21 protein-coding genes are annotated in these 23,654 nt (G+C 32.9%); 16 read left to right on the top strand and 5 right to left on the bottom strand.

The window, feature by feature from the left end; genetic code table 11:
- The first annotated feature begins 25 nt into the window (after positions 1-25).
- From BKH44_RS01750 to BKH44_RS01695, 12 genes are all read left to right on the top strand, one after another.
- Entirely contained in the window at positions 26-2,641 is a 2,616-nt protein-coding gene (locus BKH44_RS01750) for an HD domain-containing phosphohydrolase (protein ID WP_095269492.1), read from the top strand.
- Position 2,642: 1 nt separating this feature from the next.
- Positions 2,643-3,023 carry a LysR family transcriptional regulator gene (locus BKH44_RS01745; protein ID WP_095269490.1) on the top strand — a complete coding sequence of 127 codons (381 nt, stop codon included), beginning with the start codon at positions 2,643-2,645 and terminating at the stop codon, positions 3,021-3,023.
- 62 nt (positions 3,024-3,085) lie between these two features.
- Complete coding sequence (modA, locus tag BKH44_RS01740) at positions 3,086-3,820, top strand: molybdate ABC transporter substrate-binding protein (RefSeq protein ID WP_095269489.1); 735 nt, start codon at positions 3,086-3,088, stop codon at positions 3,818-3,820.
- Positions 3,813-4,205, top strand: coding sequence for a TOBE domain-containing protein (locus BKH44_RS01735; protein ID WP_095269487.1), 393 nt, complete (start codon positions 3,813-3,815; stop codon positions 4,203-4,205). Before modA ends, BKH44_RS01735 begins: the two co-directional genes overlap by 8 nt.
- A complete protein-coding gene (gene modB, locus BKH44_RS01730) occupies positions 4,198-4,881 on the top strand; it encodes a molybdate ABC transporter permease subunit (protein WP_095269485.1) in 684 nt (227 codons plus the stop codon). The genes BKH44_RS01735 and modB overlap by 8 nt, the downstream gene beginning before the upstream one ends.
- Complete coding sequence (locus tag BKH44_RS01725) at positions 4,878-5,732, top strand: ATP-binding cassette domain-containing protein (RefSeq protein ID WP_095269483.1); 855 nt, start codon at positions 4,878-4,880, stop codon at positions 5,730-5,732. The genes modB and BKH44_RS01725 overlap by 4 nt, the downstream gene beginning before the upstream one ends.
- Before the next feature lie 55 nt (positions 5,733-5,787).
- Positions 5,788-6,429 carry an LPP20 family lipoprotein gene (locus BKH44_RS01720; protein ID WP_095269481.1) on the top strand — a complete coding sequence of 214 codons (642 nt, stop codon included), beginning with the start codon at positions 5,788-5,790 and terminating at the stop codon, positions 6,427-6,429.
- Between the two features lie 2 nt (positions 6,430-6,431).
- Positions 6,432-7,025: a hypothetical protein gene (locus BKH44_RS01715; RefSeq protein ID WP_095269480.1), complete on the top strand. Its 594-nt coding sequence runs from the start codon at positions 6,432-6,434 to the stop codon at positions 7,023-7,025.
- Positions 7,026-7,329: 304 nt separating this feature from the next.
- Positions 7,330-8,916, top strand: a complete 1,587-nt coding sequence (locus BKH44_RS01710; RefSeq protein WP_095269478.1) for an outer membrane protein transport protein — start codon at positions 7,330-7,332, stop codon at positions 8,914-8,916.
- Positions 8,917-8,934: 18 nt separating this feature from the next.
- A complete protein-coding gene (gene pseB / locus BKH44_RS01705) occupies positions 8,935-9,933 on the top strand; it encodes a UDP-N-acetylglucosamine 4,6-dehydratase (inverting) (RefSeq protein ID WP_095269621.1) in 999 nt (332 codons plus the stop codon).
- An 18-nt stretch (positions 9,934-9,951) separates the two neighbouring features.
- On the top strand, positions 9,952-11,223 hold the full coding sequence (coaBC, locus tag BKH44_RS01700; protein WP_257842566.1) for a bifunctional phosphopantothenoylcysteine decarboxylase/phosphopantothenate--cysteine ligase CoaBC: 1,272 nt from the start codon (positions 9,952-9,954) through the stop codon (positions 11,221-11,223).
- Positions 11,217-11,975: a hypothetical protein gene (locus BKH44_RS01695; protein WP_095269474.1), complete on the top strand. Its 759-nt coding sequence runs from the start codon at positions 11,217-11,219 to the stop codon at positions 11,973-11,975. Before coaBC ends, BKH44_RS01695 begins: the two co-directional genes overlap by 7 nt.
- On the opposite strand, the gene BKH44_RS01690 is transcribed toward BKH44_RS01695, so the two are convergent.
- Together BKH44_RS01690 and BKH44_RS01685 are read right to left on the bottom strand one after the other, a co-directional pair.
- Positions 11,972-12,244: a DUF493 domain-containing protein gene (locus tag BKH44_RS01690; protein WP_257842565.1), complete on the bottom strand. Its 273-nt coding sequence runs from the start codon at positions 12,242-12,244 to the stop codon at positions 11,972-11,974. The two genes, BKH44_RS01695 and BKH44_RS01690, sit on opposite strands and share 4 nt — an antisense overlap.
- Positions 12,234-12,608 carry a thioesterase family protein gene (locus tag BKH44_RS01685; protein WP_095269472.1) on the bottom strand — a complete coding sequence of 125 codons (375 nt, stop codon included), beginning with the start codon at positions 12,606-12,608 and terminating at the stop codon, positions 12,234-12,236. The genes BKH44_RS01690 and BKH44_RS01685 overlap by 11 nt, the downstream gene beginning before the upstream one ends.
- Positions 12,609-12,795: 187 nt before the next feature.
- Here BKH44_RS01685 and BKH44_RS01680 point away from each other — a divergent pair, with 187 nt between their 5' ends.
- The 4 genes from BKH44_RS01680 (at position 12,796) to BKH44_RS01665 (ending at position 20,864) form a co-directional block, all read left to right on the top strand.
- Positions 12,796-15,693, top strand: a complete 2,898-nt coding sequence (locus BKH44_RS01680) for a DEAD/DEAH box helicase family protein (RefSeq protein ID WP_095269471.1) — start codon at positions 12,796-12,798, stop codon at positions 15,691-15,693.
- On the top strand, positions 15,683-17,644 hold the full coding sequence (locus BKH44_RS01675; RefSeq protein WP_095269469.1) for a site-specific DNA-methyltransferase: 1,962 nt from the start codon (positions 15,683-15,685) through the stop codon (positions 17,642-17,644). The genes BKH44_RS01680 and BKH44_RS01675 overlap by 11 nt, the downstream gene beginning before the upstream one ends.
- Before the next feature lie 538 nt (positions 17,645-18,182).
- Positions 18,183-19,526, top strand: a complete 1,344-nt coding sequence (locus BKH44_RS01670; protein WP_095269468.1) for a sodium-dependent transporter — start codon at positions 18,183-18,185, stop codon at positions 19,524-19,526.
- 9 nt (positions 19,527-19,535) lie between these two features.
- The gene (locus BKH44_RS01665; RefSeq protein ID WP_095269466.1) at positions 19,536-20,864 is read left to right on the top strand and encodes a sodium-dependent transporter; all 1,329 of its coding nucleotides are present in this window, start codon (positions 19,536-19,538) and stop codon (positions 20,862-20,864) included.
- Positions 20,865-20,866: 2 nt separating this feature from the next.
- Here BKH44_RS01665 and BKH44_RS01660 read toward each other — a convergent pair whose 3' ends face one another.
- From BKH44_RS01660 to BKH44_RS01650, 3 genes are all read right to left on the bottom strand, one after another.
- A complete protein-coding gene (locus BKH44_RS01660; RefSeq protein WP_095269464.1) occupies positions 20,867-21,613 on the bottom strand; it encodes an SDR family NAD(P)-dependent oxidoreductase in 747 nt (248 codons plus the stop codon).
- A gap of 197 nt (positions 21,614-21,810) precedes the next feature.
- On the bottom strand, positions 21,811-22,644 hold the full coding sequence (locus tag BKH44_RS01655; protein ID WP_095269462.1) for a S1-like domain-containing RNA-binding protein: 834 nt from the start codon (positions 22,642-22,644) through the stop codon (positions 21,811-21,813).
- A 44-nt stretch (positions 22,645-22,688) separates the two neighbouring features.
- Entirely contained in the window at positions 22,689-23,627 is a 939-nt protein-coding gene (locus BKH44_RS01650) for a D-2-hydroxyacid dehydrogenase (protein ID WP_095269460.1), read from the bottom strand.
- Positions 23,628-23,654: the final 27 nt, after the last annotated feature.

Raw genomic sequence — 23,654 nt, 5'->3', positions numbered from 1 at the left:
ATGCCCCCCCCCCTAAGGAAAAATATTGAGATTAGTAAATATTGTTTTTAAGGATAAAATCCAATTACAGGCTGAATTAAAACATTATCAGGTTTGTCATAATAGTGGAGAAAAATATTTCATACAGATTTTTGGCTCTTTGGGCAAAGAGATGTCAGAATATCTCATTGATATCCTCAATGAATTTTTGCCCGGTAGTGAAATTTTGCTTGCATCAAGCTCTTATCAATTATTTGAATCTAAGGCATTGAGTGAAATTTGTTTGGGCATATCTTGTTTTTTATATTCTGATGTGAAGACTGCACATTTTTCTCTCCAAACAGATGAAAAACAAATGGCTCAAAATATTATTTCTTCTTTGGTGAGTCCTAGAACAAAACTTTTGATCATGTTCATAGAATATTTTAGCATTTTGGGTGAAGAGCTTTTGAGTGAGATTTATCGTTTGGTTCCTGATTTGATTGTGAGTGGAGGGAAGGCAGCTGCAAGTGATATGAGGGCAGTGAGGACTGTGATAGGCAACACACAGGGCGTGTATACAGATGGGGTTGTTTGTGCAGCGATTGATTCAGATGTGTTGAATGTTCAAAATAGCTATATTTTTGGCTGGAAACCTATTGGTTTGGGTCTTAATGTCACTAAGTCTTGTGAAAATATTGTTTATGAGATAAATGGTATACCTATCAAAGAAATTTATAAAAATTATCTTGGTCAAGAGGTTTTCAATAATCTTGAAAAAGAAGGCTGGAATTTCCCTTTTGTTTTTGAAGATTCTCAAGGTAATTTAGTCGGGAGGGTGTTAGATAGGGTTTGTGATGATGGAGGGATTGCATTTTTAGGCAACATCCCAGAGGGCACTCAAGTAAAGTTTTCTTTCGGGTTCCTTGAAAATGTCAAAAAAGATCTTTTAGAAGAAGATAGTAAACGTCCAAGAAGACCTGAAGCTATTTATATGTATTCATGTATTGGTAGGATATTGTTTTTAGGTTTGGATGGCATTAATGAGTTGTTAGGTATTTTTACAGATACGACTTCTGTGTGTGGTTTTTTTACTTTTGGTGAGATATTTCATTTTGAACAATCTAATGAGATTTTGAACCTCACAAATACAAGGGTCATATTAAGTGAGAATGAATTTGATTTTTCTTCAGAAAAAGATTCTTTAGGATTGACTTGGAGTAAGGAATCCTCTATTTTAAATGCAATCACACATTTATCACAAGTAACTTCTAAGGAGCTTGATGCTACTACGCTTTCATTGAGGAGTTATCGTGAGCTTGTTATTGAGGCTATCCAGCATCTTGAAACCGATAAGGATTTGAACATCACTTATGTCAATGATAAGATGTCTAAAATATCAGGCTATACAAGAGAAGAGACTTTAGGTAGGAATGCTTTAGAATTTTTGAATCAAGAGATGATTGATTTTACATTGAGCGAAATTGTCCCGACTCTAAAGAAAAATGGTGTATGGAGTGGTAAAATGACTCATCTTCGCCAAGATGGTAGTTTATACTATGTCAATACCTTTATTAAGGCTATTTTTGACAATAATGGAGAAGTGATTTCTTATATTGTTGGTGAAATTGATCGGACAGATGAAGAGATGAGGCAAAAGAGACTTGAAAATGATATCAAATTTTTGCAATATTCCGAGGAAGAAAAACAATACCTTTTGAAACAATATGAAAATGTCATTGATAATAGTCAAATCCTTTTTCGTCTGAATATGAATCGTGATTTTATTTATACCAATGAGACATTTTTAGAAGTATTTGGGAATAAGGAAAATGTTTTGGGTAGGAATCTTTATGATTTTTTAGATGAAGAGCAAAAAGAACAATTTTTAAGTATTGGCAAAATCTTAAGTCAAAAAGGGATTTATAAGGGTGTTTTAGGATGGACAAGATCTGATGGGAAGGAATTTTATATCAATAGTTTTGCGGTGTGGATTTATGATCTTGAAGGCAATCCTATTGAAATTATGGCTACAGGTACAGATATTACAAAAATTATTGAAGCCCAAAAAGAGATTGAAAATGTCCAAAGGGATGTTATTTTTTCTATGGGTGCAATATGTGAGGGAAAAAGCAGAGAAACAGGCAATCATATCAAGAGGGTGGCAGATTATTCTAAACTACTTGCCAAGCTTTATGGTTGCTCAGCTCAGGATCAAGAACTCATACAAATAGCTTCTCCAATGCATGATATTGGAAAGGTTGGTATCCCTGATTCTATTTTGAATAAGCCTGGTAAATTGACCCCTGAAGAATTTGAAGTGATGAAAACACATACAACATTGGGTGCTGATATGTTAGAAGGCTCTAATCGTTCAATTTTGCAAGCAGCATCTATCATAGCAAGGACACATCATGAATGGTGGGATGGGAATGGTTATCCCAATAAGCTTAAAGGAGAAAATATCCCTCTTTTTGGTAGGATTACAACTGTTGTAGATGTTTTTGATGCTATCAGCAATGATAGGTGTTATAAAAAAGCTTGGCCTTTGCCTGAAGTAGTAGAATACATTAGGAACCTCAAAGGCAAACAATTCCAGCCTGAATTAGTGGATTTGTTGTTAGATAATATTGATGAATTTTTACTTATCAGTGATAAATATAAAGATGAAATGACAAATTGATATGAAGTTTTTCCTACGATTTTGGATAAAAAAAGAAAATAAAAATTTTTTAGGCAAGGGTAGGATTGAATTACTTGAGCATATCAAAACGACTGGCTCAATCTCAAAAGCAGCTAAAAATATGAAAATGAGCTATAAGGCAGCTTGGGATAGTATTGATAGTATGAATCGTCTTTCTAAAGAGCATTTAGTAGAAAGTAATAATGGTGGTAAAGGAGGGGGAGGGACTGCCATCACTCCTGAAGGACAAAGACTCATAATAGCTTTCAAAAGGCTTGAAAAAGTAATGGTAGGAGTGGAATCTTATTTGGATAATATAGTAGACTTAGACGATTTAGAGGAGAGAATCCAAATCCTTGAAAAAAAGCTTGAAATTTCTTAAAATCGTTATATATAATATTATATAATGAATCTAAGGCATAAAATAAAGCAAATAGGGTTAATATGAGGGTGTTTTTCTTAATTTGGATTTTATTGAGTGTGGGATTTGCAAGAGAAATTAATGTAGCAGCAGCAGCGAATCTTTCACATGTATTAGGTGAAATTCAAAAAGAATTTTTATCTACTCATCCGCAAGATAAGATTAATATTAGCTATTCTTCATCAGGGAAAGCTTATATTCAGATTATGCAAGGGGCTCCTATTGATATATTTCTTTCTGCGGATGAGGAGTTTCCTCATAGGTTGTATATGGAGGGCAAAGTTCCTGATAAAGAAGAGGTCTATGCTCAAGGAGTTTTAGTACTTTGGAGTGCTGATCCCAAAATCAAAATTACTTCATTAAAAAATCTTACTGATAAAAAAATTTTTCATATTGCTATCCCTAATCCTAAACTTGCTCCTTATGGTAGGGCTGCAAAGCAAAGTTTAGAAAAAAGTGAATTGATGAGTATTGTAAGCTCTAAACTTGTGAACGCAACATCAATTTCTCAAGCCCACCAATTTGTAGCTACTCGAAGTGCAGAAGTAGGGTTTGGTGCATTTTCTTTGATAGATAAATACAATAAGAATGTCAGCTATATTTTAGTTGACAAAACTCTTTATGCACCTATCAATCAAGCTTTGGTTTTGACAAACTATGGTAAAAATAATCCTTTAGCTATAGAATTCAAAGATTTTATTTTAAGTGCAGGTGTAAAAAAAATATTCAAGAAATATGGGTATGGGTTTGATGAATAGAATCTTGTGCAAGATAGAAAGTATTTTTTATGATGAGGGTTTGATTTTTATTAGGCTTAGGTCTGGAAAACATTTTTTGAGTGCGATGCTTTTAGAAAGTCAACATATCCTTGAGGTTGGTAGAGAGGTTTATGCAATCTTTAAGGAGACAGAAGTGATGGTTTGTGATGAAGGTTATTCAAAAATCAGTGCAAGGAATCGTTTTGTTTCAAGAGTTGTGAAAGTAGAGCTTGGAGGGGTTATTGCTAGGGTAATTTTTATGTTTGAGGGTAGAGAGATTTCTTCACTCATCTCTTTAGAAGCTTATAGAGAACTTGAAGTAGGGATAGATAAAAAATTTGGTTGGTTTGTAAAATCTTCTGAAGTGATGCTTGAGTATGTTTGATATAGAATTTTTACAAACGATGCGTTTGACTTTTGTATTAGCATCTATTACGATGTTGATTTTACTGCCTATTGGGATTTTTTTAGGTACTTATTTGGCTTTTAGCAGAAGTATTTTGAGGACTTTCATAGAGACTTTGATTTGGATGCCATTGGTTTTGCCCCCAACGGTTTTAGGATTTTATTTGTTGATTTTATTTTCTCCTCAAAAGCCTTTTGGAGCGATTTTGCAAGATATTTTTGGTGTGCGATTGGTTTTTAGTTTTTGGGGTTTAGTGGTGGGGAGTGTGATTTTTTCTTTGCCATTTATGGTTGGACCCATTAAAAATGGACTTAGCTCTTTAGATACATCTTTAAGGGAAGCGAGTTATACATTGGGTAAAGGCAAAATTTATACTCTTTTTTTCGTGCTTTTGCCTAATATCAAATCGAGCATTTTAATGGCAATGGTAACGACTTTTGCACATACTGTTGGAGAATTTGGAGTGGTGATGATGATAGGAGGCGATATAGCGGGGGAGACTAGAGTTGCTAGTATTGCTATTTATACACAAGCAGAAGCAGCAAATTATTCAATGGCTAATCAATATGCTATGAGTTTGGCTTTGGTGAGTTTTATTTTGCTTTTTGTGGTCATTTTTCTCAATAAGAGAGGCAAATATAAAGGCATTTTATGATTGAGCTAGATTTTGAAAAAAAACTTGATGGCTTTAGTATTGAGGTTTCTTTACGATTGCCTATGGGGGAATTTTTTTCTATTTTTGGTAAATCAGGTGCTGGGAAGACAACGATTTTACGCATTATTTCTGGATTGGAGAATCCTGATAAGGGAAGGATAGTAGTTGGAGATAGGATTTTTTTTGATTCTTCTAAAAAAATCAATCTAGCACCAATGAAAAGACGAATAGGATTTGTTTTTCAAAATTATGCTCTTTTCCCTCATTTGAATGTTTATCAAAATATTATTTTTGGGCATAAAGGTGATAGGCAACGTCTTGAAGAAGTGATTACTCTGATGGAGCTTGAAGAATTATATCAAAATAAAATACATACCCTCTCAGGTGGACAGGCTCAAAGAGTGGCATTAGCTAGGGCAATAGTGAGTTCACCAAATATTTTACTTTTAGATGAACCTCTGAGTGCTTTGGATGGAGGGATGAGATTGCGACTTCAAAGAGAATTGAAAAAATTGAGTCGATATTTTGGACTCAGTGTTTTTCTTGTCAGTCATGATCTCGCTGAGGTCTTTAGGCTTTCTGATAAAATCATTATGATTGAATCTGGAAAAATTAATAAAATTGGCACTCCTGATGAGGTATTTTTGAATGAACGGCTGAGTGCTAAAATACAAATTACAGGAGAAATATTGCAGATTGTGAAAAATTCTATTGTTTTTATTGCTGATGTGCTTATCAATCAATCTATTGTCAGGGTTGTTTTGGATGAAAATGAGGCTGCTAGGTTTAAAGAAGGTGATCAGGTCGCTGTTATAACAAAAGCATTCAATCCTATGATCGTGGCTTTATAAAATTGGCATAGATTTTGCTTTATACATTCCAAACAATATTTCAAAGGATGTTTTTATGACAAGAAGGTTATTGAGCGGTTCAGCTTTTTTAGCGGTAAGTTTAGTATTGGCAGGGTGTAATTCTTTGGTAAATCCTTCAGATGATACAAGCCTGATACCTCCATCAGCAGTTTATCAACCCGGTGTCCAAGCCCCTATTTATCCTCCTACAGGTTTTAGTAATCCAAACTTGAATGCAGGTAATATTCGTTCTTCAAGGAATGATGATTTGCCCCCTCCGGATACTCGATTTGATAATTCTAATGAATCATTAGCACCTAAAAATTCTGATCCGATGATACCTAATGCTCCTATTTTGACACCTACAAATGTCATTGAGCTTAGTGCAGTAGGTATGGGTGTGGCTCCAGAATCTACTATTTCTCCTTCTCAAGCTTTGGCTTTAGCAAAACGTGCAGCTATCGTGGATGCTTATAGACAGCTTGGTGAAAAGATGTATGGTATCCGAGTGAATGCACAAGATACTGTAAGAGATATGGTATTGCAAAATTCTACTGTTAAGACAAAAGTCCAAGCCCTTATTAGGAATGCTGAGATTACTGAAACTGTTTATAAAGATGGTTTATGTCAAGTGAGTATGGAGCTTAAGCTTGATGGAAGGATATGGTATCGTGCCCTTAGTGGTGGTCGTGCTTAAAAATGCCTTTTTATAAAACATTCTTAAATAAACTCAGTTTAGTTTTTGGAGCAAGTTTACTTTGTTTGATACTTGCTTCTTGTGCTTCTCTTGGGGATTTTTTTTTAAATAAATCTCCCAAGGAATCTCAAAAAACTAACATCCAAACTCAAACCCAAAAACCAAAATTCAAGCTAGTTTATATTAAGACTGCGATGTTTAGATTTTATGATTATGGTATTTTAGATGTTGAACCTAATGAGATAAAATTAGAGCTTTTTCAGTTAGGCAAAAGCATTGGTAGTATTCGTGTGAAAAAAACTAAAATATGTTTTTTGAATGATTGTGCTCCAAAATGGCCTGCTGCAAAAAATTTTTTTGGTAAAGTGAGTTATGGAGATTTGTTTGATGATATTTTGTTGGGTAAAGATATTTTTGGAGGGATTGGCAAACAGATAGGACCAAATGATGCAATGATACAAAGATTCCAAAAAAGTGGTGAAATTATATTTTATGAAAGGAAGCCTGGTCATGTGCTTTTTCGTAATATGAGTACAGGTGTAGCGATTTCTATTGATGATTATGATGAAGTTACAAATCCTCCTGAACAAGAATGACTATCCATTTGTGTGGGGATTAGGGAGTGTTTTAATAAATTCATTCATATCAATGAATCCCTTAAAGTAGAGTAGTTTTAATCCTAAATCTTTGATTTTATCAATGATATTTTTATGCTGCTTTCATACGCCCCCCCCCCCTCTCTCATTCATTGCTTTTAGCAATTCTTGTATTTCTTTCATTTTTTTCCTTAAGATAGATGTTTTTTAGATAATAGGAATTTTAACGATATTATTATAAAATAGTCAGCAAAATTCAGTTGTCTATGCAACTATAATATCTAATATAATTATTTGGGATGAGATGAAAAAGATTTTATCATTGCTTGTACTGTCTTCTTTTGCTCTTGGAAATGGATTTAAAATCCAAGAACAAAGTCTTAATGCCACAGCCCTCAGTTCTGCCTATGTTGCAGGGGCTAGAGGAGCAGATGCAACCTATTATAATCCTGCTAATATGGGATTTAAAAATGATTGGGGAGAAAATAAAAGCGAGTTTGAGATCGCTACTTCTATCATCACAATACCAGGATTTAAATTTGACGTGCCTACGACTAATCAAGGATTGTATTCGTCTACAAGCTTAAAATTTGATGATAGCAAGATTGGAAAAATTGCTTCAGGGATTATGAAAGATCCTATCAATTTATATCATTCTTCTCCAGATGAGCAGGTAGTCTTTGGCTCTACAGGTGATACGAACTTTATCTTACCAAAGTTTTTTTATAAGTCAAAGACTCATAATGGATTCACATTTGGAGCTAGTTTTGTTGCTCCTTCGGGTTTGGCAATGAATTGGGAGGGTAAGGGTGGAGAGTTTTTGCAAGATGTTTTTATCATGATGGTTGAATTTGCACCCAGTATAAGCTATACGATAGGAAATCGATTTTCTATAGGCTTTGCACCAAGACTTTTATATGCAATGGGGAGTTTTAATAATGTGGTTTATGTCCCTTTGGACAAAGATGGCACAGGCATTTCATTGAGCAAAGATCAGGTTTTAAATCTTGATGATGATCAATTGAATGCCTTGATACCCAAAGATAATCCATTGATAAATTTAGCATTAAAGTTTTGTAAGGTATTTGATTGTACAATGAAGGATTTGATGGGTTCTCTTGAGTCTGAAACTACTAATCTTTATGGCACTGCGAAAGTTTATCAAAAATCTGATGGTAAAGCCCTATCCGGCGGATATCGTGTGGCTGCTTCTTTAAAGGTTTTTGATCATGGGATGTTTTCAGTCGTGTATAATTCACCTGTAAAATTTGATATGAAAGGTAATTTATCTGCGACTACTTATATTGGTGGGGCTATAGGGAATGTTTTGACTACAGGTGATCTTAATATTGCTGTTACAATGCCAGAGATATTGACTATTGCCTATGCACAGACATTTTTTAAAGATAGATTACGGATCGAAGGTGTGTATGAGAGGACATTTTGGAGTCGTGGGAGTAAATTTTTAGTCACACCTGATTTTGCTAATGCAACTTATACTGGACTCAGTGGTATGGTGGCTAATCAAAATGTTTTCACAAGCAATACTTTGAAAAATATGGTTGGACTTGCTGATTTTGCTGGCGTGATGAATATGGGTGCTGGCTGGAGGGACACCAATACTTATCGTTTAGGTGTTACTTATACCAATAGTTTAGTGCGTTTGATGGGTTCTTTGGCTTATGATGAGGCACCTAGCCCACAAGATAAAATAGGTATCCCAGATTCAGATGGTTATATGGTAGGTTTGGGGGCAAAATTTAATTTCAGAGGATTTGATTTGGGTGTAGCGTATTCAGTAACTTTTAAGGATAATCGACGGAGTATGTATCAATCTGATGGGTTAGGACAGCTCAAAATTGCTACAATGAGTTTAGGTTATCGCTGGTAAAGGAAAAAAATGCCTCATTTGATTGATGATAAAACAATTTTGATTACTGGAGGCACAGGGAGTTTTGGCAAGAAATTTGTTTCAACAATCCTAAGAAAATATAACCCTAAAAAAATCATTATTTACAGTCGTGATGAGCTTAAACAATATGAAATGGCTAGGGTTTTTTCTGACAGACGGATGAGATATTTTATTGGCGATGTACGGGATAAAGAAAGGCTTGATAGTGCTTTGAGGGGGGTAGATATTTGCATACATGCAGCCGCACTCAAACATGTCCCTATTGCTGAGTATAATCCTATGGAATGTATTAAGACTAATGTTTATGGTGCGTCTAATGTTATTGATGCTGCTTTGAGTAATGCAGTAGGATATATCCTTGCTTTGAGTACTGACAAGGCTGCTAATCCTATTAATCTTTATGGGGCTACTAAATTATGTAGTGATAAGCTTTTTGTCACAGCAAATAATATCAAAGGTGTTCAAAAATCTAAATTTGGAGTCGTGCGTTATGGCAATGTTGTTGGGAGCAGAGGGAGTGTTATCCCTTTTTTCAAGCATTTGATTGCACAGGGAGCTAAAGAGATTCCAATCACAGATGATAGGATGACGCGTTTTTGGATTACTCTTGAACAAGGAGTAGATTTTGTGCTTGATAGTTTGGAAAGGATGCAAGGGGGAGAGATTTTTATCCCAAAAATTCCAAGCATGAGGATTGTAGATTTGGCGAAGGCTTTGGCACCAAATCTACCTATAAAAATCGTAGGAATCAGACCTGGTGAGAAATTGCACGAAGTGATGATACCTAAGGATGATTCACATTTAGCATTAGAATTTGATGGATTTTTTATCTTAAGACCAACGATTAGTTTTCAAACCCCTATTGATTATGCTTTGACTTTAAAAAATGAAACTGGTAGGAGTGTTAAGGAAGGATTTGAATACAGTAGTGATGGTAATGATAAATGGCTGGGCGAAAAGGAGATTTTAAAAATGAGTGAGAATATATCTTTTTGATTCCACAGGATGGGCTGTTTGAAAAATAACTCAAATGTAATGACAATGATGCAAAATCTCAATGTTTTGGATAATAAAAATATATTGATTTTGGTGAGTGGCTCTATTGCTGTATATAAAGCTATAGAACTTGTCAGTATGTTCAAAAAACTTGGTGCAAAAGTCCGAGTGGTGATGAGTGAGGAAGCCAAAAGATTTGTTACTCCGCTTAGTTTTGAAGCTATAGCACATACCCAAGTTTTGCATGAGCAGACAGAAAGTTGGGCAGATGAGATTGATGGGATTGCTTGTAATCACATTGCTTATGCTAGATGGGCTGATGTAGCTATCATCGCACCTGCTAGTGCCAATACATTATCAAAACTCTCTGTAGGTATTGCTGATAGCTTGATTTTGAGTACTGTTTTGGCTTGTAAAGCACCTAAAATATTGGCTCCTGCTATGAATACAGTGATGTTTGAATCCAAACAAGTTCAAGAGAGTTTGAGGCGATTGGTGGATTTTGGATTTGATATTATTGAGCCTAGGGTTGGCTTGCTTGCTTGTAATATATATGGCAAGGGGGCTATGCAAGAAGTCCTTGAAATAGTCTTTAGGGTATGTCAAAGGTTAATAACTTCTGTATATTGGAAGGATAGAGAGGTTATCATCACGGGCGGGGGAAGTGTTGAATGTATAGATTCAGTTCGTTACCTTTCAAATCATTCTAGTGGTCTTCAGGCAAGCACTTTAGCTTTAGCTCTTTATATGTTAGGTGCAAAGGTAAGTTTGGTGTCTTCAGGTTTTCCATTTGAATTGCCCTTAGGGGTGCATAGAGTCGAGGTTGATGATACATCTTCTTATTTGATGGCTATTAAAGAAAGGATACCTGTAGATAAAAAAGTGATTTTGTTTATGGCAGCAGCTATCAGTGATTATGTTCCAAAAATACGTTTTGAATCCAAATTGAAAAAAGACAAAATTGGTGATGATTGGCAGATAGATTGTAAAAAAAATATAGATATTCTTAAAGAACTTGATGATGAAAATCTCTTTAAGATTGGATTCAAAGCAGAATCTGATAGCCAGGAACCTCAAGAGAGTGCAAAAAAGATGTTAGAAAATATCCACAAGGGTGGGAAAAGCTGTGATATAGTATGCTTGAATATCATTGGCAAGCATAATCCATTTGGATCGCAAAATAATGAAATGATACTTTTTTCTAAGGATAGTGTTCATCATACTGGATTGAAATCAAAGTTTGAAATTAGTTTTGAAATTGCTGATTTTGTCAAACGAACACTATGTTAGAACAAATTGCCTCTATTGCTCATTTAAATACCTTATCAAGTGAACTCAAGGGAGATATTAGCTTTAATGCCACTTTACCATTATTGTTAAAAGTATTGGGCAAGGATAAAAATGGTGAATATATTTTGACATTGGGTAATAAGACTATACGGACAAAAAGCCATAAAGAGCTTTTGATAGGGCAAAAATATTGGGCAAATATGTCGCGTAGTTCAGTGGGTGCTATCATATTGTCTGATCTCATTAGACAGCCTAAAATGATTGAAGTGATTGAAAAAAGTCCTTTGAAGTTTATTTTAAGTGATTTAGAAAAGATTTTAAAAGAATCTAAAAAAGAACCATTAGAAGCTTATAAAGATTTTTTGATTGATAAATTTGCAAATGCTCAAAATCGTTATGATTTTTTGAATTTGGGGAATTTATTGCTTTCATTACATAAAAATGTGCTTTCTTTTGTCATTTCAGATTCTAACAAAGACGGTTTGATACAAATCAAACCATCCAAATTCAAAAAGCAGAGTTTGGAATTTTATGCTATTTATCCTCATTTAGGACCGCTTGAAGGGAAGGTATATCTTAATGATAGTGGAGTGAGTGCTTGGATTTATGTTTCTTATGAAAGTGTTAAGAAGATTTTGGAGAGACATAAGGGGGAACTCAGTGGCTTTGACTCTGTTAATATTGAAGTGAAGAAATCAATTATAGAACCTTTGTTTGAGTTTGAAGAAGGGCTTTTAGATGTAAAAGGTTAGATGACCATTTTGATTTCTGGGTGTTTGGAAAGTTTTGTAAAGATTTCATTACGTTCTTCTTCGCTATTAGTGATGATTTTTGCGTGTAAGCTGATGAAGCGACCTTTAGAAGATCTATTTTTTGTTTCTAATTGATAAACTCTTGGCATTGTTTCAAAGACAGCTTCTTTGATTTTATCTTCATTTTCTCCAATGATTCGGTATTCCCATTCACAAGGATAAGTAATATTTGGTTTGCCTTCTAAAATATTTATAGCTTTATTTTGCATTTAAAACCTCCAAGAAATGTTTTGGTATAGGAGTTGGTATGTGGGTTTTGAGATTGATATAACCTAGTTTGATTTCCATTTCAAATATTTTATTTTGATTTTTATGTATTTCTTGTTTGAGCAAGATAGATACATTTTTTACTTGAATGACTTGTGTGGATACATCAATTTCATCTCCGAGTGTCGCACTACCTAAAAAATGAGCTTCTAAAGAATGTACAACAAAACCATTTGAATTTTCATAAGGTCTTAGCCCTAGTGAGAAAAATTTTTCACTCCTTGCCCGTTCGCAATATTTTATATAATTTGTGTGATAAACAATCCCACCACAATCAGTATCTTCATAATAGATTTTGATTTTCATAGTCTTAAAATCCTTTTGGTTTTAAAGATTATGCCAAATTTTTGTGATTTTTGGTTGGTGGATTGAATTTATTCTATTAAATATAATATTGTGAATGCTATAATAAGGAAGCAAATGGATGGACAAAATTATTCAAAAAGCAAGTTTATATTAAAGATATTTTTATTTTTGATTCAAGGATTGGTTTGTGATTTTTGAAAAGCAAGAGTACCAACAGCATTGTATTGATAACATCATCTCAATTTTAAAGGATTTTGATTTTAAAAGACAAAATAATGAAAATCTAAAAGAATGTTTAGAAAAATTTTATAATTCAAGTCGTTGTAAAATACCGCTTAGGGATTTGAGTCCTAATCTGAACATTGATATTTTAATGGAAACAGGTACGGGCAAAACTTTTACTTATCTTAATCTTATTTTTGAACTCAATAAGATTTACTCACAAAATAAATTCATTATTTTTGTTCCGCGTAAGGCGATTTTAGAGTCAGTCAAGCAAAATATCAAGCTTACAAAAAATTATTTTTATACACAATATAAAAAATATCTGAAACCATACTATTATAATGATTCTAAAAGTCTATTAAATATCATCAGTCATTATATAAAAAATACTGATGAACTTTCAGTCTTGATTTTGACTAATAGCTCTATTGACAAGGATCAGAAAAATCTTCTTCATAAACAAAATGAAAATCTTTTTAGTAATCAAAGTATTTTTGAAGAAATCATTTCCCTCAAGCCAATTTGCATTATTGATGAGCCTCATTTGCTCAAAGGCGAAAAATTTTACAATGTATTTAAAAAATTCCAAAATCTTTATTTTCGATTTGGTGCGACCTTTCCTAAAGAAGAAAGTCATAAGCTTAGCAATCTTGCTTATTGTTTGGATTCTATCAGTGCATTTAATACTTTTCTTGTCAAGCAGATTTATGTTCATACCCTTTGTGGACAAAATCAAGCACCTTCGCTTATAAGAATAGATTCAAGGGATAAAAAAGCAACATTTTCTTATTTTCTTGACAATATTGAGTATAAAAAAGATATTTTTTATGGACAGGATTTAGGTGCTAATCTTTATTACCCTAAATTCAATGGGATTGAATTAATAAAGGTGAATACTAAAGATGGTGCAATATTGAGTAATCAAACCAACATTCCTTTATCTAAAGATAGCTACAGATTAGATGAAATTCAAACTGCAGAGCTTATTGCTTTGAGTATTGATTTGCATTTCAAAAAAGAACAAAGCCTTTTTGAAAAAGGTATCAAGGCTTTATCACTCTTTTTTATTCCTGATATTGAATCATTTCGTGGACAGAATCCATTTATTAAAAATGAATTTGAACGTATTTATAAGCTAAAAAGAGCAGAGATTTTAAAACTTGATATACCTAAAGCTTATAGAGAATACTTGGCAAAAGATTTTGATTCTAGTGGAGATTTGTGTGTCCATCAAGGATATTTTAGTGGAGATGGAAAGAGTAAGGAAGAAAAAGAAGCAGAAGGCGTGAAGTTGATTTTAGAGCAGAAAGAAAAATTACTTTATTTGGATACACCATTGCGTTTTATCTTTAGTGTATGGGCATTACAGGAAGGTTGGGATAATCCAAACATCTTCACTATCACAAAACTCGCAAGCTCAAGTTCTGAAATCTCACGTCATCAACAAATTGGACGTGGTTTAAGGTTGTGCGTGAATGATGAAGGGAAAAGAATCACATGTGATTATCTTGGTGGTGATAGCAATGTGTTTTATGATATCAACTATCTTGATGTCGTAGTAAGCGGAGAGGAAAAAGGTTTTATTGAAGGATTGCAAAAAGAGATTGAAGAATCTAGCTTTAGCTTCAATCAAAAGGCTTTAGATTTTGATATGCTTAAATCTTATGGACTTAATCAAATGCAAGCCAATAAAATAATAAATATGTTAGAAGAAGCAAATGTTATTGTATATGATGAAAAATCAGATAATTTTAAAATTATCAATCCAATTTATGAGCTTATGAATGAAAATTCTAAAATTAAAGATATTTTGGGCGATAAATTTGATTCTATTTTAGAGATTTTTAGACCAAGTAATAATAAACATCTCCAAACAAATAATGCTAATAAACAAAAATCAAAAGTCTCTATCAAAAAAAATCTAGCACAAGAATTCAAAGAGCTTTGGGAATATATCAATGCAAAAACTAAAATAGTTTATCAAGATATTCAAACAGAAAGACTTATAGAAGAGATTGTAAATGCTTTCAATCAAGAAGAAATCCCACAAGATTATATTTTTATTCAAAGCAAGCATTATGATACTTTTAATAATAAAATCACTATAAAAGAAGAAAAAATCCTTCCACAAAAAGATATTAATAACAATACTTTTATTGCCCAAAATATTTTAGAATTTTCAAAAGAGCAAAATTTATCTTTGGATTTTGTGATGAAGGTTTATAATGCACTTAACCACAGGCATTTTTCCAAAAATCCAAAGTTTGCTTTTGGGGTTTTGAAAAATATCATAAAAGAACAGATTCATAAAAATATTATCCAGTCAGTTTCTTATGATTTTGAACCCATCTTAAACATAAGCAATCAGGATTTGCTTTTTTATCCAAATGGAAAACCAAAAGAAGAGATAGAAGTGCAAAAATTAGGGCATTTTGTAGATGAAGATAGTATCCCTCAAGCACATTATCTTTATGAAAAATGTGTTTATGATAGTGATATTGAAAAAGAAGCTATGGTAAATGATCCAATGAACATAAATGATAAAACGATTAAAGTTTTTGCTAAACTCCCTAAGTTTTCTATCCCAACACCTTATAAAAACTATGAGCCTGATTTTGCTTATTTGATAGAAGATAAAAATGGCAGTAAAATCTTTTTTGTTTGTGAGACAAAAGGCTATGATAGCATCAGAGGAATTTCTGATGACGAAGTGAAAAAGATTGATTATGCTAAAAGGTTTTTTGAAGGATTAGATAGGCGTTTGCCTAATATTAAGGTGATTTTTCAAACAAGAATCAATAAACAAAAACTTATAGATGTATTAAAATCCACATTACAAGAAGATAGCAATGATAGATAAAAACAATTTACAAAAGCAAGGTATCAAAATAATAGATTCAAGAGAATCTAAAAATCCTCTTTTTGAAAACCTCAAAAAACATTTTCCTCAAACTATAGATTCTGATAATCAAGTGAATTTAGACGCTATTGCTACCTTATTGGGTGTGAATAAAAATGCTAATATGCAAGGTTATGAACTCACTTGGACGGGGAAGGGATTGGCAAATGCACTCTATTCTACCCCTATTCACAAAGAACTCAAGCTTGAAATCACACAAAGTAAACTAGCCCCCCCCCCCCTAGAATCTAAGTGCAAAGAAACACAAAATGTTATCATCAGGGGGGATAATTTAGATGTATTGAAACTCCTTAAATCTGCTTATTATGAAAAAATAAAAATGATTTATATTGACCCTCCTTACAATACTAAAAATGAAAATTTCATTTATCCAGATGATTTCAGGAAAGATTATAAAAAGATTCTGATTGAAGTAGGGTTGTTAGAAATCAATGAAAATAATGAAGAAATACCAAGCGAAGCTTTGAAATTTTTTAGGAATATCACTTCTGCTAGGAGCCATACAGGTTGGCTTGCCTTTATGTTGCCAAGACTCAAATTAGCCAGAGATTTACTAAGTGAAGATGGCGTGATATTCATCAGTATTGATGATAATGAGCAAGCAAATTTGAAATTGCTTTGTGATGAGATTTTTGGGGAGGGAAATTTTGTTTATTCAATGAGTATTGTTAATAAACTTAATGGAAATGATAATTCAAGTGGAATGATGGAAACTCAAGAATATTGCTTGATTTATGCTAAAGATAGTGGTTTATTTAAAATGGGTGTTTTACTCATAGATGAAGATTCTAGTAGTGAGTGGGAACAAGATGAAATAGGTTGGTGGAAAGAAGGTGGGAGCTTAAAAGCGACAGGAAAAAATGCTCCTAGATCGGCAAGACCAAAATTATTTTTTCCAATTTTCATTGATGAAAAAAGTTTGACTTTTAGTTTGCAAAAAGATGCTACACATACTTATGAATTATTGCCTATTACTGATAACAAAGAAATGAGTTGGTATTGGAACGAAAAAAAATTTCAAAATGAAGTTTTTGAAGTGATAGTTAAAAAAACAAAAGAAGGTTATTCTTTGTATAAAAAACAACGACCAAGCTTAGGAGATATGCCAAGTAAAAGAGGAAAGACAACATTTTATTCTCCTAAATATTCAACGGCAAATAGTAGTGCAGAAATTAAAAATCTTTTCAATAAAGATATTTTTAACTATACAAAATCTAAATATTTGATTAAAGATTTAATAAGTTTAGGTGCCAAACATTCAGATATTATCCTAGACTTTTTTGCTGGTTCTGGGACTACCGCACAAGCTGTAATGGAGCTGAATGAACAAGATAATGGCAACAGACAATTTATCTTAGTGCAGCTTGATGAGCCTATTGATAAAAAGAAAGATGAGGTTGCTTATGATTTTTGTAAAAATGAATTAGGTTCTAAAAACCCTGTTATCAGTGATATTACGATTGAAAGGGTGAATCGTGCAGGAGAAAAGATTAAGAAAAGTTTAGAAAATGATTTGATCAAAATCAATCAATCTTTAGATATTGGCTATAAAGTCTATAGCCTTTGTGATAAACCAAAGATTATAGCTAATGAATTAGGTAGCTTGAAGCTTGTTTCAAATAGAAATGAGATGAGTTCATTGGATATTGCTAGGAATCTTGCCCTTATTAGTGGCAAAATATTGAGTTTGCCTTTAGAAGAAATCATAACAAATAAGCTTTATTTTTGTGAGGATTCTTATTATCTTTTATCAATCAATGATGCAGTCAGGAAAAAACTTCAAATAATGAAAGATTTTGTGATTTATATTGATGGTTATAGTGATATTGATTTGGAGGATTTCCTTAATTTAGCGATTGTCAATAAAGAACAAATCAGGATAATTTATTGAATTTTGTTGTAAGTTTAAAATTTTAGAGGTTATAAAATTTGATTTAGCAATATTTTAATTTTTTTAAAAAATCTGATGCTTGGATTGTGTATATTGCTCAAATTATATTTTATTGTATTATTATATTTTCTAATGTTTCACATTTGCTACAAATTTTATTAGTTTTTGAATCTTCAATAAAATCAAAATATAATATATTTTTTCCAATTAGTATGCAGGATTACCACATTTAGTACAAACTAATGAATGCCTTTTGCTATCTAAATTAGGTATTTTGCATAATCCATTTTATGTATCGTTTTGAGTAATAAATTTTTTATTTAATCAAAATTTAATTAATTTAAAATTAATAGTATTTGATTGGTATAACTATGCAAGATATATAAGTATTATATATTTGGTTTATTATTGAGCAAGGTTATTGAAAGTATTTTAATAATTTCAAACAATGTATTTGATTTTATTATTTATTGAAAACCACTGCAAGTTTTAAAATATAATTGAGTATATTTTTGTTTTTAAATTATTTTGAGGCGAAATGATGAGTAATTTTTCAAAATTTGGTTTTATATTGGCGACTTTAGGGAGTTCTATAGGGTTAGGGCATATTTGGAAATTCCCCTATATGGCTGGAGTGAGTGGAGGAGGTGGGTTTGTAATTTTATTTTTATTCTTGTCTTTGAGTATTGGGATTTCAATGTTAGTCGCAGAAATGATCATTGGTCAAAGCACGAGGAAAAATACAACTGAAGCTTTCAAACAGCTTGATCCGAGTAAAAAAAAGCGATGGGGATATGCTGGCATCACCCTTATTGGTGGACCTTTTATTTTGACTTTTTATTCTATTGTGCTTGGATGGGTTTTGTATTATCTTTTTGTAGTTAGTTTTGATTTGCCTCAAGATATAGGTGCGTCTGAAGCTAGGTTTGATAATCTTTTGACTCATTCAATTTGGCCTCAAATTTTAGGTTTCACTGCAGTATTGGGCATTACCGGTTGGGTTGTCTCAAGGGGTATCAAAAATGGCATAGAAAAGCTTAATTTTGTCTTGATGCCTTTGTTGTTCATTATTTTCATTGGTTTGCTCATTTATGCCATGAGTATGTCTTCGTTTGGGAGGGCTTTTGATTTTATGTTTGCCTTTCGTTTTGAAGACATCACGACAAATGTTTTGGTTGCTTCTTTAGGGCAGGTATTTTTTTCTCTGAGTCTTGGGGTAGGGATTATCATCACTTATTCAGCTTCAAGCACTCAAGAGCAAAATCTATTGAAAAGTGCTATTTGGGTTGTGATACCCGGTATCCTTATCTCTTTGATAGCTGGATTGATGATATTTACTTTTGTTTTTGAATATGGAGCCAAAGTTACACAAGGTGCTGGATTGGTTTTTGTATCTTTACCTCTTATTTTTGGTAAAATGGGTTTGATTGGCAGTGTGATTTCAATTTTATTTTTATGTGCATTGGGTTTTGCCGGTATTACTTCGACAATTTCTTTACTAGAGCCTTCTGTAATGTATATTATTGATAGATTTGGATTGAAAAGAGCTAATGCCACTTGGCTTATTGTATTAGGGATATATATTGCGGGGATTGTGTTGATATTATCTTTGAATGCAGACTATCAGGCAAAGCTTACATTTTTTCACAAAAGCCTTTTTGATTGGGTAGATTTTTCTTCTTCGGCTATTGTGATGCCATTGGGTGGACTTTTATCCGTGATTTTTGTAGGATGGATTGTGGGTAAAAAGAGAGTTTATGAGCTTTCTGAAAACTTTTTATCAAAAAATATGTTTGAATTATGGTTTTTTATCCTTCGCTATATTGCTCCACTTGTTGTTATTGTGATTTGGGTTGCTAAGATTTTAGATTTGTTTGCATAAGGATTTATTTTGGCTAATTTTTCAAAATTTGGTTTTATATTGGCGACTTTAGGGAGTTCTATAGGGTTAGGGCATATTTGGAGATTCCCCTATATGGCTGGGAGTAATGGAGGAGGAGCTTTTGTTATCCTTTATTTATTCTTGACATTTACTGTAGGTGTATCAATGTTGTTAGTTGATATGATTATTGGCAATAGAGGCAAAAAAGATATGGTCTCTTGTTATGAGCAATTAAGTCCTAAGCCTATGAAATTTTGGAAAGTTAGTGCGATACTCTTGATTGGTGGACCATTGATTTTATCTTTTTATGCAGTCGTGCTTGGTTGGATATTTTATTATTTATTCGTAGTTAGTTTTGATTTGCCTTTGAATCTTGATTATTCTCAAGCCCAATTTGCTCATCTAAGAGACAATAGCCTTTGGTGGCAGATTTTAGGTTTTAGTGTTTGTTTGTTTTTGACTGCTTGGATTGTATGTAAGGGTATCAAAAACGGCATAGAAAAGCTTAATTTTGTCTTGATGCCTTTGTTGTTCATTATTTTCATTGGTTTGCTCATTTATGCCATGGGTATGCCTTCATTTGGTAGGGCTTTTGATTTTATGTTTGCCTTCCATCCTGAAAAAATCAATTTAGGAGTTATTTTTGCTTCTTTAGGGCAGGTATTTTTTTCTCTGAGTCTTGGAGTGGGGACTATTGTTACTTATGCTGCTTTTACAAAATCAAATGAAAATCTTTTGAAAAGTTCTTTATGGGTTGTGATACCCGGTATCCTTATCTCTTTGATAGCCGGATTGATGATATTTACTTTTATATTTGCATATGGAGGTAAGCCCGAAGAAGGTGCTGGATTGGTTTTTGTATCTTTACCCCTTATTTTTGGCAAGATGGGTTTAGTGGGGAATGTGATAGCCATTTTATTTTTTTGTGCTTTGATTTTTGCAGGCATCACTTCTACGGTTTCTTTATTAGAACCTGTGGTGTTATACCTCATCAATCGTTTTGGATTCAAGCGATTGAGTGCTACTTTTTGGACAAGTTTATTTGTATATATCATAGGACTTTTGGTGATATTTTCCATTGATAGTCATTATGCTGATAGATTGACTTTTTTTGATAAAAGTTTTTTTGACTGGGTAGATTTTGTAACTTCAAGTATCTTGATGCCATTGGGTGGACTTTGTTCGGTAGTTTTTTTGGGTTGGTTTCTTGGGAGGAAAAAAGCCTATGAATTTAGTAAGCATTTTTTTGGTCAAAAGTTATTTAAAATATGGTTTTTTATTGTGAAATATATTGCTCCATTAGTGATCTTGGCTATTTTGCTTTTGCATTTTAAATAAAATTAATTTTTGGCTACATTCAGTGCTGCGGGTGCTTGAGTTGTAGGCATCATTTCAATCCTATTGATATTGATGTGTTCAGGCAAAGAAGCTACCCACCATACAGCTTCAGCAATGTCTTTAGGTTGGAGTGGTTTTGTATTTTCATAAACTTTATTTGCTTTGTTATTATCGCCCTTAAACCTGATGAGGGAAAATTCACTCCCTCCGGTTAAGCCTGGTTCAATATTGCTCACTCGGATATTTTTATCATACAAATCTGCACGAAGATTTAAGCTGAATTGTTTCACAAATGCTTTTGTAGCACCATATATGTTTCCTCCAGGATATGGATAGGTCCCTGCAATCGATCCAATATTGATGATATGACCTTTTTTATTTGACACCATTTGGGGCAGGAAGAAATGAGTGAGCTTTATGAGTCCATTTATATTCGTTTGAATCATCTTTTCCCAATCATTAATATCAGCTTTTTCTGCAGATTCTAAACCAAGTGCTAATCCTGCATTATTGATGAGTATATCAACTGATTTGAAATCTTGAGGGAGTTTTTTGAGTTGATTTTGTATTGAAAAGATATCATTAACATCACTGATGATGATTTGACAAGCTTCCCCAAGCTCATTTTGAAGTCCTATGAGTAGATCTCTCCTTCTAGCAAGAGCGATTATTTTATGCCCTTCTTTTATAAATTTTTTTGAAATCTCTTTCCCAAATCCGCTTGATGCTCCACTGACAAAAACTACCATTTGGTATCCTTTGAAATCTATTATTGATAAGCATTATATACCTAAAGGGATACAAATATGCAAGATTTGATATTGTAATGAAATGTTTCATATTCAATGCCTTCAATCTCACCCCTCACCATAACATAGGATCTCAAACAATAAAAAATATCAGTTTATAAAAATTGTGCATGCTTGGAATGTATAGGTAAAATTTTTTAAGCTATTTGGATTATTTTTTTACCTACTTGTTTTGGGTTATCAAGGATTTTTATTTTTGATTCTTTTACTAGAGTATTGATAATGGTTTTGAAGCTTTTTTTGCTCATTCGACAGATTTTTTGAATGATTTCTGGTGAAGAATTGAAATCTAGTTCTAGGATTTTTTTGTCTTTGATGAGTTCTAAGAGTTGGTGTTTTTCTTCTGATAAATGCTGAGGAGATTTTATGCAAAGATCAAGTTTGCCATCAGCTCTTATATTTGTAATATAGGCATTTTGGTATTCACCTAATTGTATAGGGCTAAATATTTGGTTGTGATAAAGTAAGCCATAATATTTTTCATTCACAACACAGCCAATCCCAAGTGGTGTTTTTTCAAATGGGAGTATATTTACCTTGAGGTGTTTTCCATTTCCTTTGAATGGCAGTAAAGATTCTTTGAATCCTAGCCTTGCGATGAGTCTGTTTTGTTTGTCTGTGTTGATTTTGATGACTATATTTTCATTGAGTTTGAATCGTTTTGGATTTTTTGTAGGCATAAAAATATGCTTGTCAATCCCCATATCTAAAAAACATCCATTATCTTGAATCGATACAACTTTGAGTGGGCAGATTTGCCCTAGGATAGCAAAGGGCTTTTGTGTTGTTGCCACTGGTCTGTCTTCAGAATCTGTATATAAAAATACTTCTATGAAATCTCCTATATCAAGAGTGGAGGAGAGAAATTTATTGGGCAATAAGATTTCTTCATCATCATCGTTAGATTTTAGGTAGGCACCATGTTGGGTGAGTCTATTGATTTGAAGTGTTTGGATTTTTCCTATTTGCATTGATTGCCTTAATATATTTGGGTCTTTGGATTATATCAAAAGATTTAGGATTGATTTTCTTTAATAAAATCTTTGATATTTTGGATAACTAAATCTAATAATTTTTCTCTTGCATTCCCGTAAGCCCAAGCAATATGAGGAGTGAGGATTAGTTTATTTTGAATTTTAGGATTTAAAAAAGGATGGTCATCAAGCATTGGTTCGACTTCTAAGACATCTGTAGCAAAAAAAATATTTTTTGATTGAAGTGTGTTTGCCATATCATTTTCATTCACAATACCTCCACGACCTACATTGATAAGTATGGCTCCTTCTTTTAATAAGGATAATTCTTTTTGGGTGATGATATTTTTTGTTTTGTCATTCAAAGGTGCATGGATAGAGATAATATCACTTGTTTCCAAAAGTCCATAGAGTGATTTTTGAGTATAAGTATCATCAAGATTTTTACCGCTTGTAGAAGTATAACTGATTTGAGCACCAAAGGCTTGAGCTAAACTTGCGGTTTTTTTGCCAATGCTTCCAAGACCTATGATACCCCATTGTTTTCCATCTAATTCATTGAGTCCTCCATTGATATGAGTGAAAATATCACTTTTGCACCATTTACCACTTTTGCAATACTCATCATAATAATTTAGTCTTGACATTAAATTTAAGGCAAGCGTAAGGGTATGTTGTGCTACACTTTGTGTAGAGTATCCAGCGACATTTTTTACTGCAATACCTAAATTTTGTGCTGTTTGTGTATCAATAATATTTGTCCCTGTAGCTGTAACACAGATAAGTTTGAGTTTTGGCAATTCATTGAGAGTCGAGGCATTCAAGACAACTTTATTTGTCAGGACAATATCAGCTTCTTGGCATCTTTGGAGGGTTTGATTTGGCTGTGTAGTCTCATATACTATGAGTTCACCAAGCTTTTTTATCGGATCTAAATTTGATTGCCCAAGTGTTTTGGCATCTAGAAAGACTATTTTCATTTTTTACCTTGTCTATGTATAACTTTG

It is taken from the genome of Helicobacter sp. 13S00477-4 (assembly GCF_002272785.1).
Lineage (GTDB): Bacteria > Campylobacterota > Campylobacteria > Campylobacterales > Helicobacteraceae > Helicobacter_J.
This window is presented reverse-complemented; position numbering and strand designations above follow the sequence as displayed.

What these genes read in the sequence shown, in the direction of transcription:
- BKH44_RS01695 (WP_095269474.1), top strand. Translation starts at nt 11,217, where the DNA reads ATGTTAGAACAAATTGCCTCTATTGCTCATTTAAATACCTTATCAAGT.
- modB (WP_095269485.1), top strand. Translation starts at nt 4,198, where the DNA reads ATGTTTGATATAGAATTTTTACAAACGATGCGTTTGACTTTTGTATTA.
- modA (WP_095269489.1), top strand. Translation starts at nt 3,086, where the DNA reads ATGAGGGTGTTTTTCTTAATTTGGATTTTATTGAGTGTGGGATTTGCA.
- BKH44_RS01670 (WP_095269468.1), top strand. Translation starts at nt 18,183, where the DNA reads ATGATGAGTAATTTTTCAAAATTTGGTTTTATATTGGCGACTTTAGGG.
- BKH44_RS01675 (WP_095269469.1), top strand. Translation starts at nt 15,683, where the DNA reads ATGATAGATAAAAACAATTTACAAAAGCAAGGTATCAAAATAATAGAT.
- BKH44_RS01720 (WP_095269481.1), top strand. Translation starts at nt 5,788, where the DNA reads ATGACAAGAAGGTTATTGAGCGGTTCAGCTTTTTTAGCGGTAAGTTTA.
- BKH44_RS01710 (WP_095269478.1), top strand. Translation starts at nt 7,330, where the DNA reads ATGAAAAAGATTTTATCATTGCTTGTACTGTCTTCTTTTGCTCTTGGA.
- BKH44_RS01650 (WP_095269460.1), bottom strand. Translation starts at nt 23,627, where the DNA reads ATGAAAATAGTCTTTCTAGATGCCAAAACACTTGGGCAATCAAATTTA.
- BKH44_RS01655 (WP_095269462.1), bottom strand. Translation starts at nt 22,644, where the DNA reads ATGCAAATAGGAAAAATCCAAACACTTCAAATCAATAGACTCACCCAA.
- BKH44_RS01660 (WP_095269464.1), bottom strand. Translation starts at nt 21,613, where the DNA reads ATGGTAGTTTTTGTCAGTGGAGCATCAAGCGGATTTGGGAAAGAGATT.
- BKH44_RS01690 (WP_257842565.1), bottom strand. Translation starts at nt 12,244, where the DNA reads ATGCAAAATAAAGCTATAAATATTTTAGAAGGCAAACCAAATATTACT.
- BKH44_RS01715 (WP_095269480.1), top strand. Translation starts at nt 6,432, where the DNA reads ATGCCTTTTTATAAAACATTCTTAAATAAACTCAGTTTAGTTTTTGGA.
- BKH44_RS01745 (WP_095269490.1), top strand. Translation starts at nt 2,643, where the DNA reads ATGAAGTTTTTCCTACGATTTTGGATAAAAAAAGAAAATAAAAATTTT.
- BKH44_RS01685 (WP_095269472.1), bottom strand. Translation starts at nt 12,608, where the DNA reads ATGAAAATCAAAATCTATTATGAAGATACTGATTGTGGTGGGATTGTT.
- BKH44_RS01735 (WP_095269487.1), top strand. Translation starts at nt 3,813, where the DNA reads ATGAATAGAATCTTGTGCAAGATAGAAAGTATTTTTTATGATGAGGGT.
- BKH44_RS01725 (WP_095269483.1), top strand. Translation starts at nt 4,878, where the DNA reads ATGATTGAGCTAGATTTTGAAAAAAAACTTGATGGCTTTAGTATTGAG.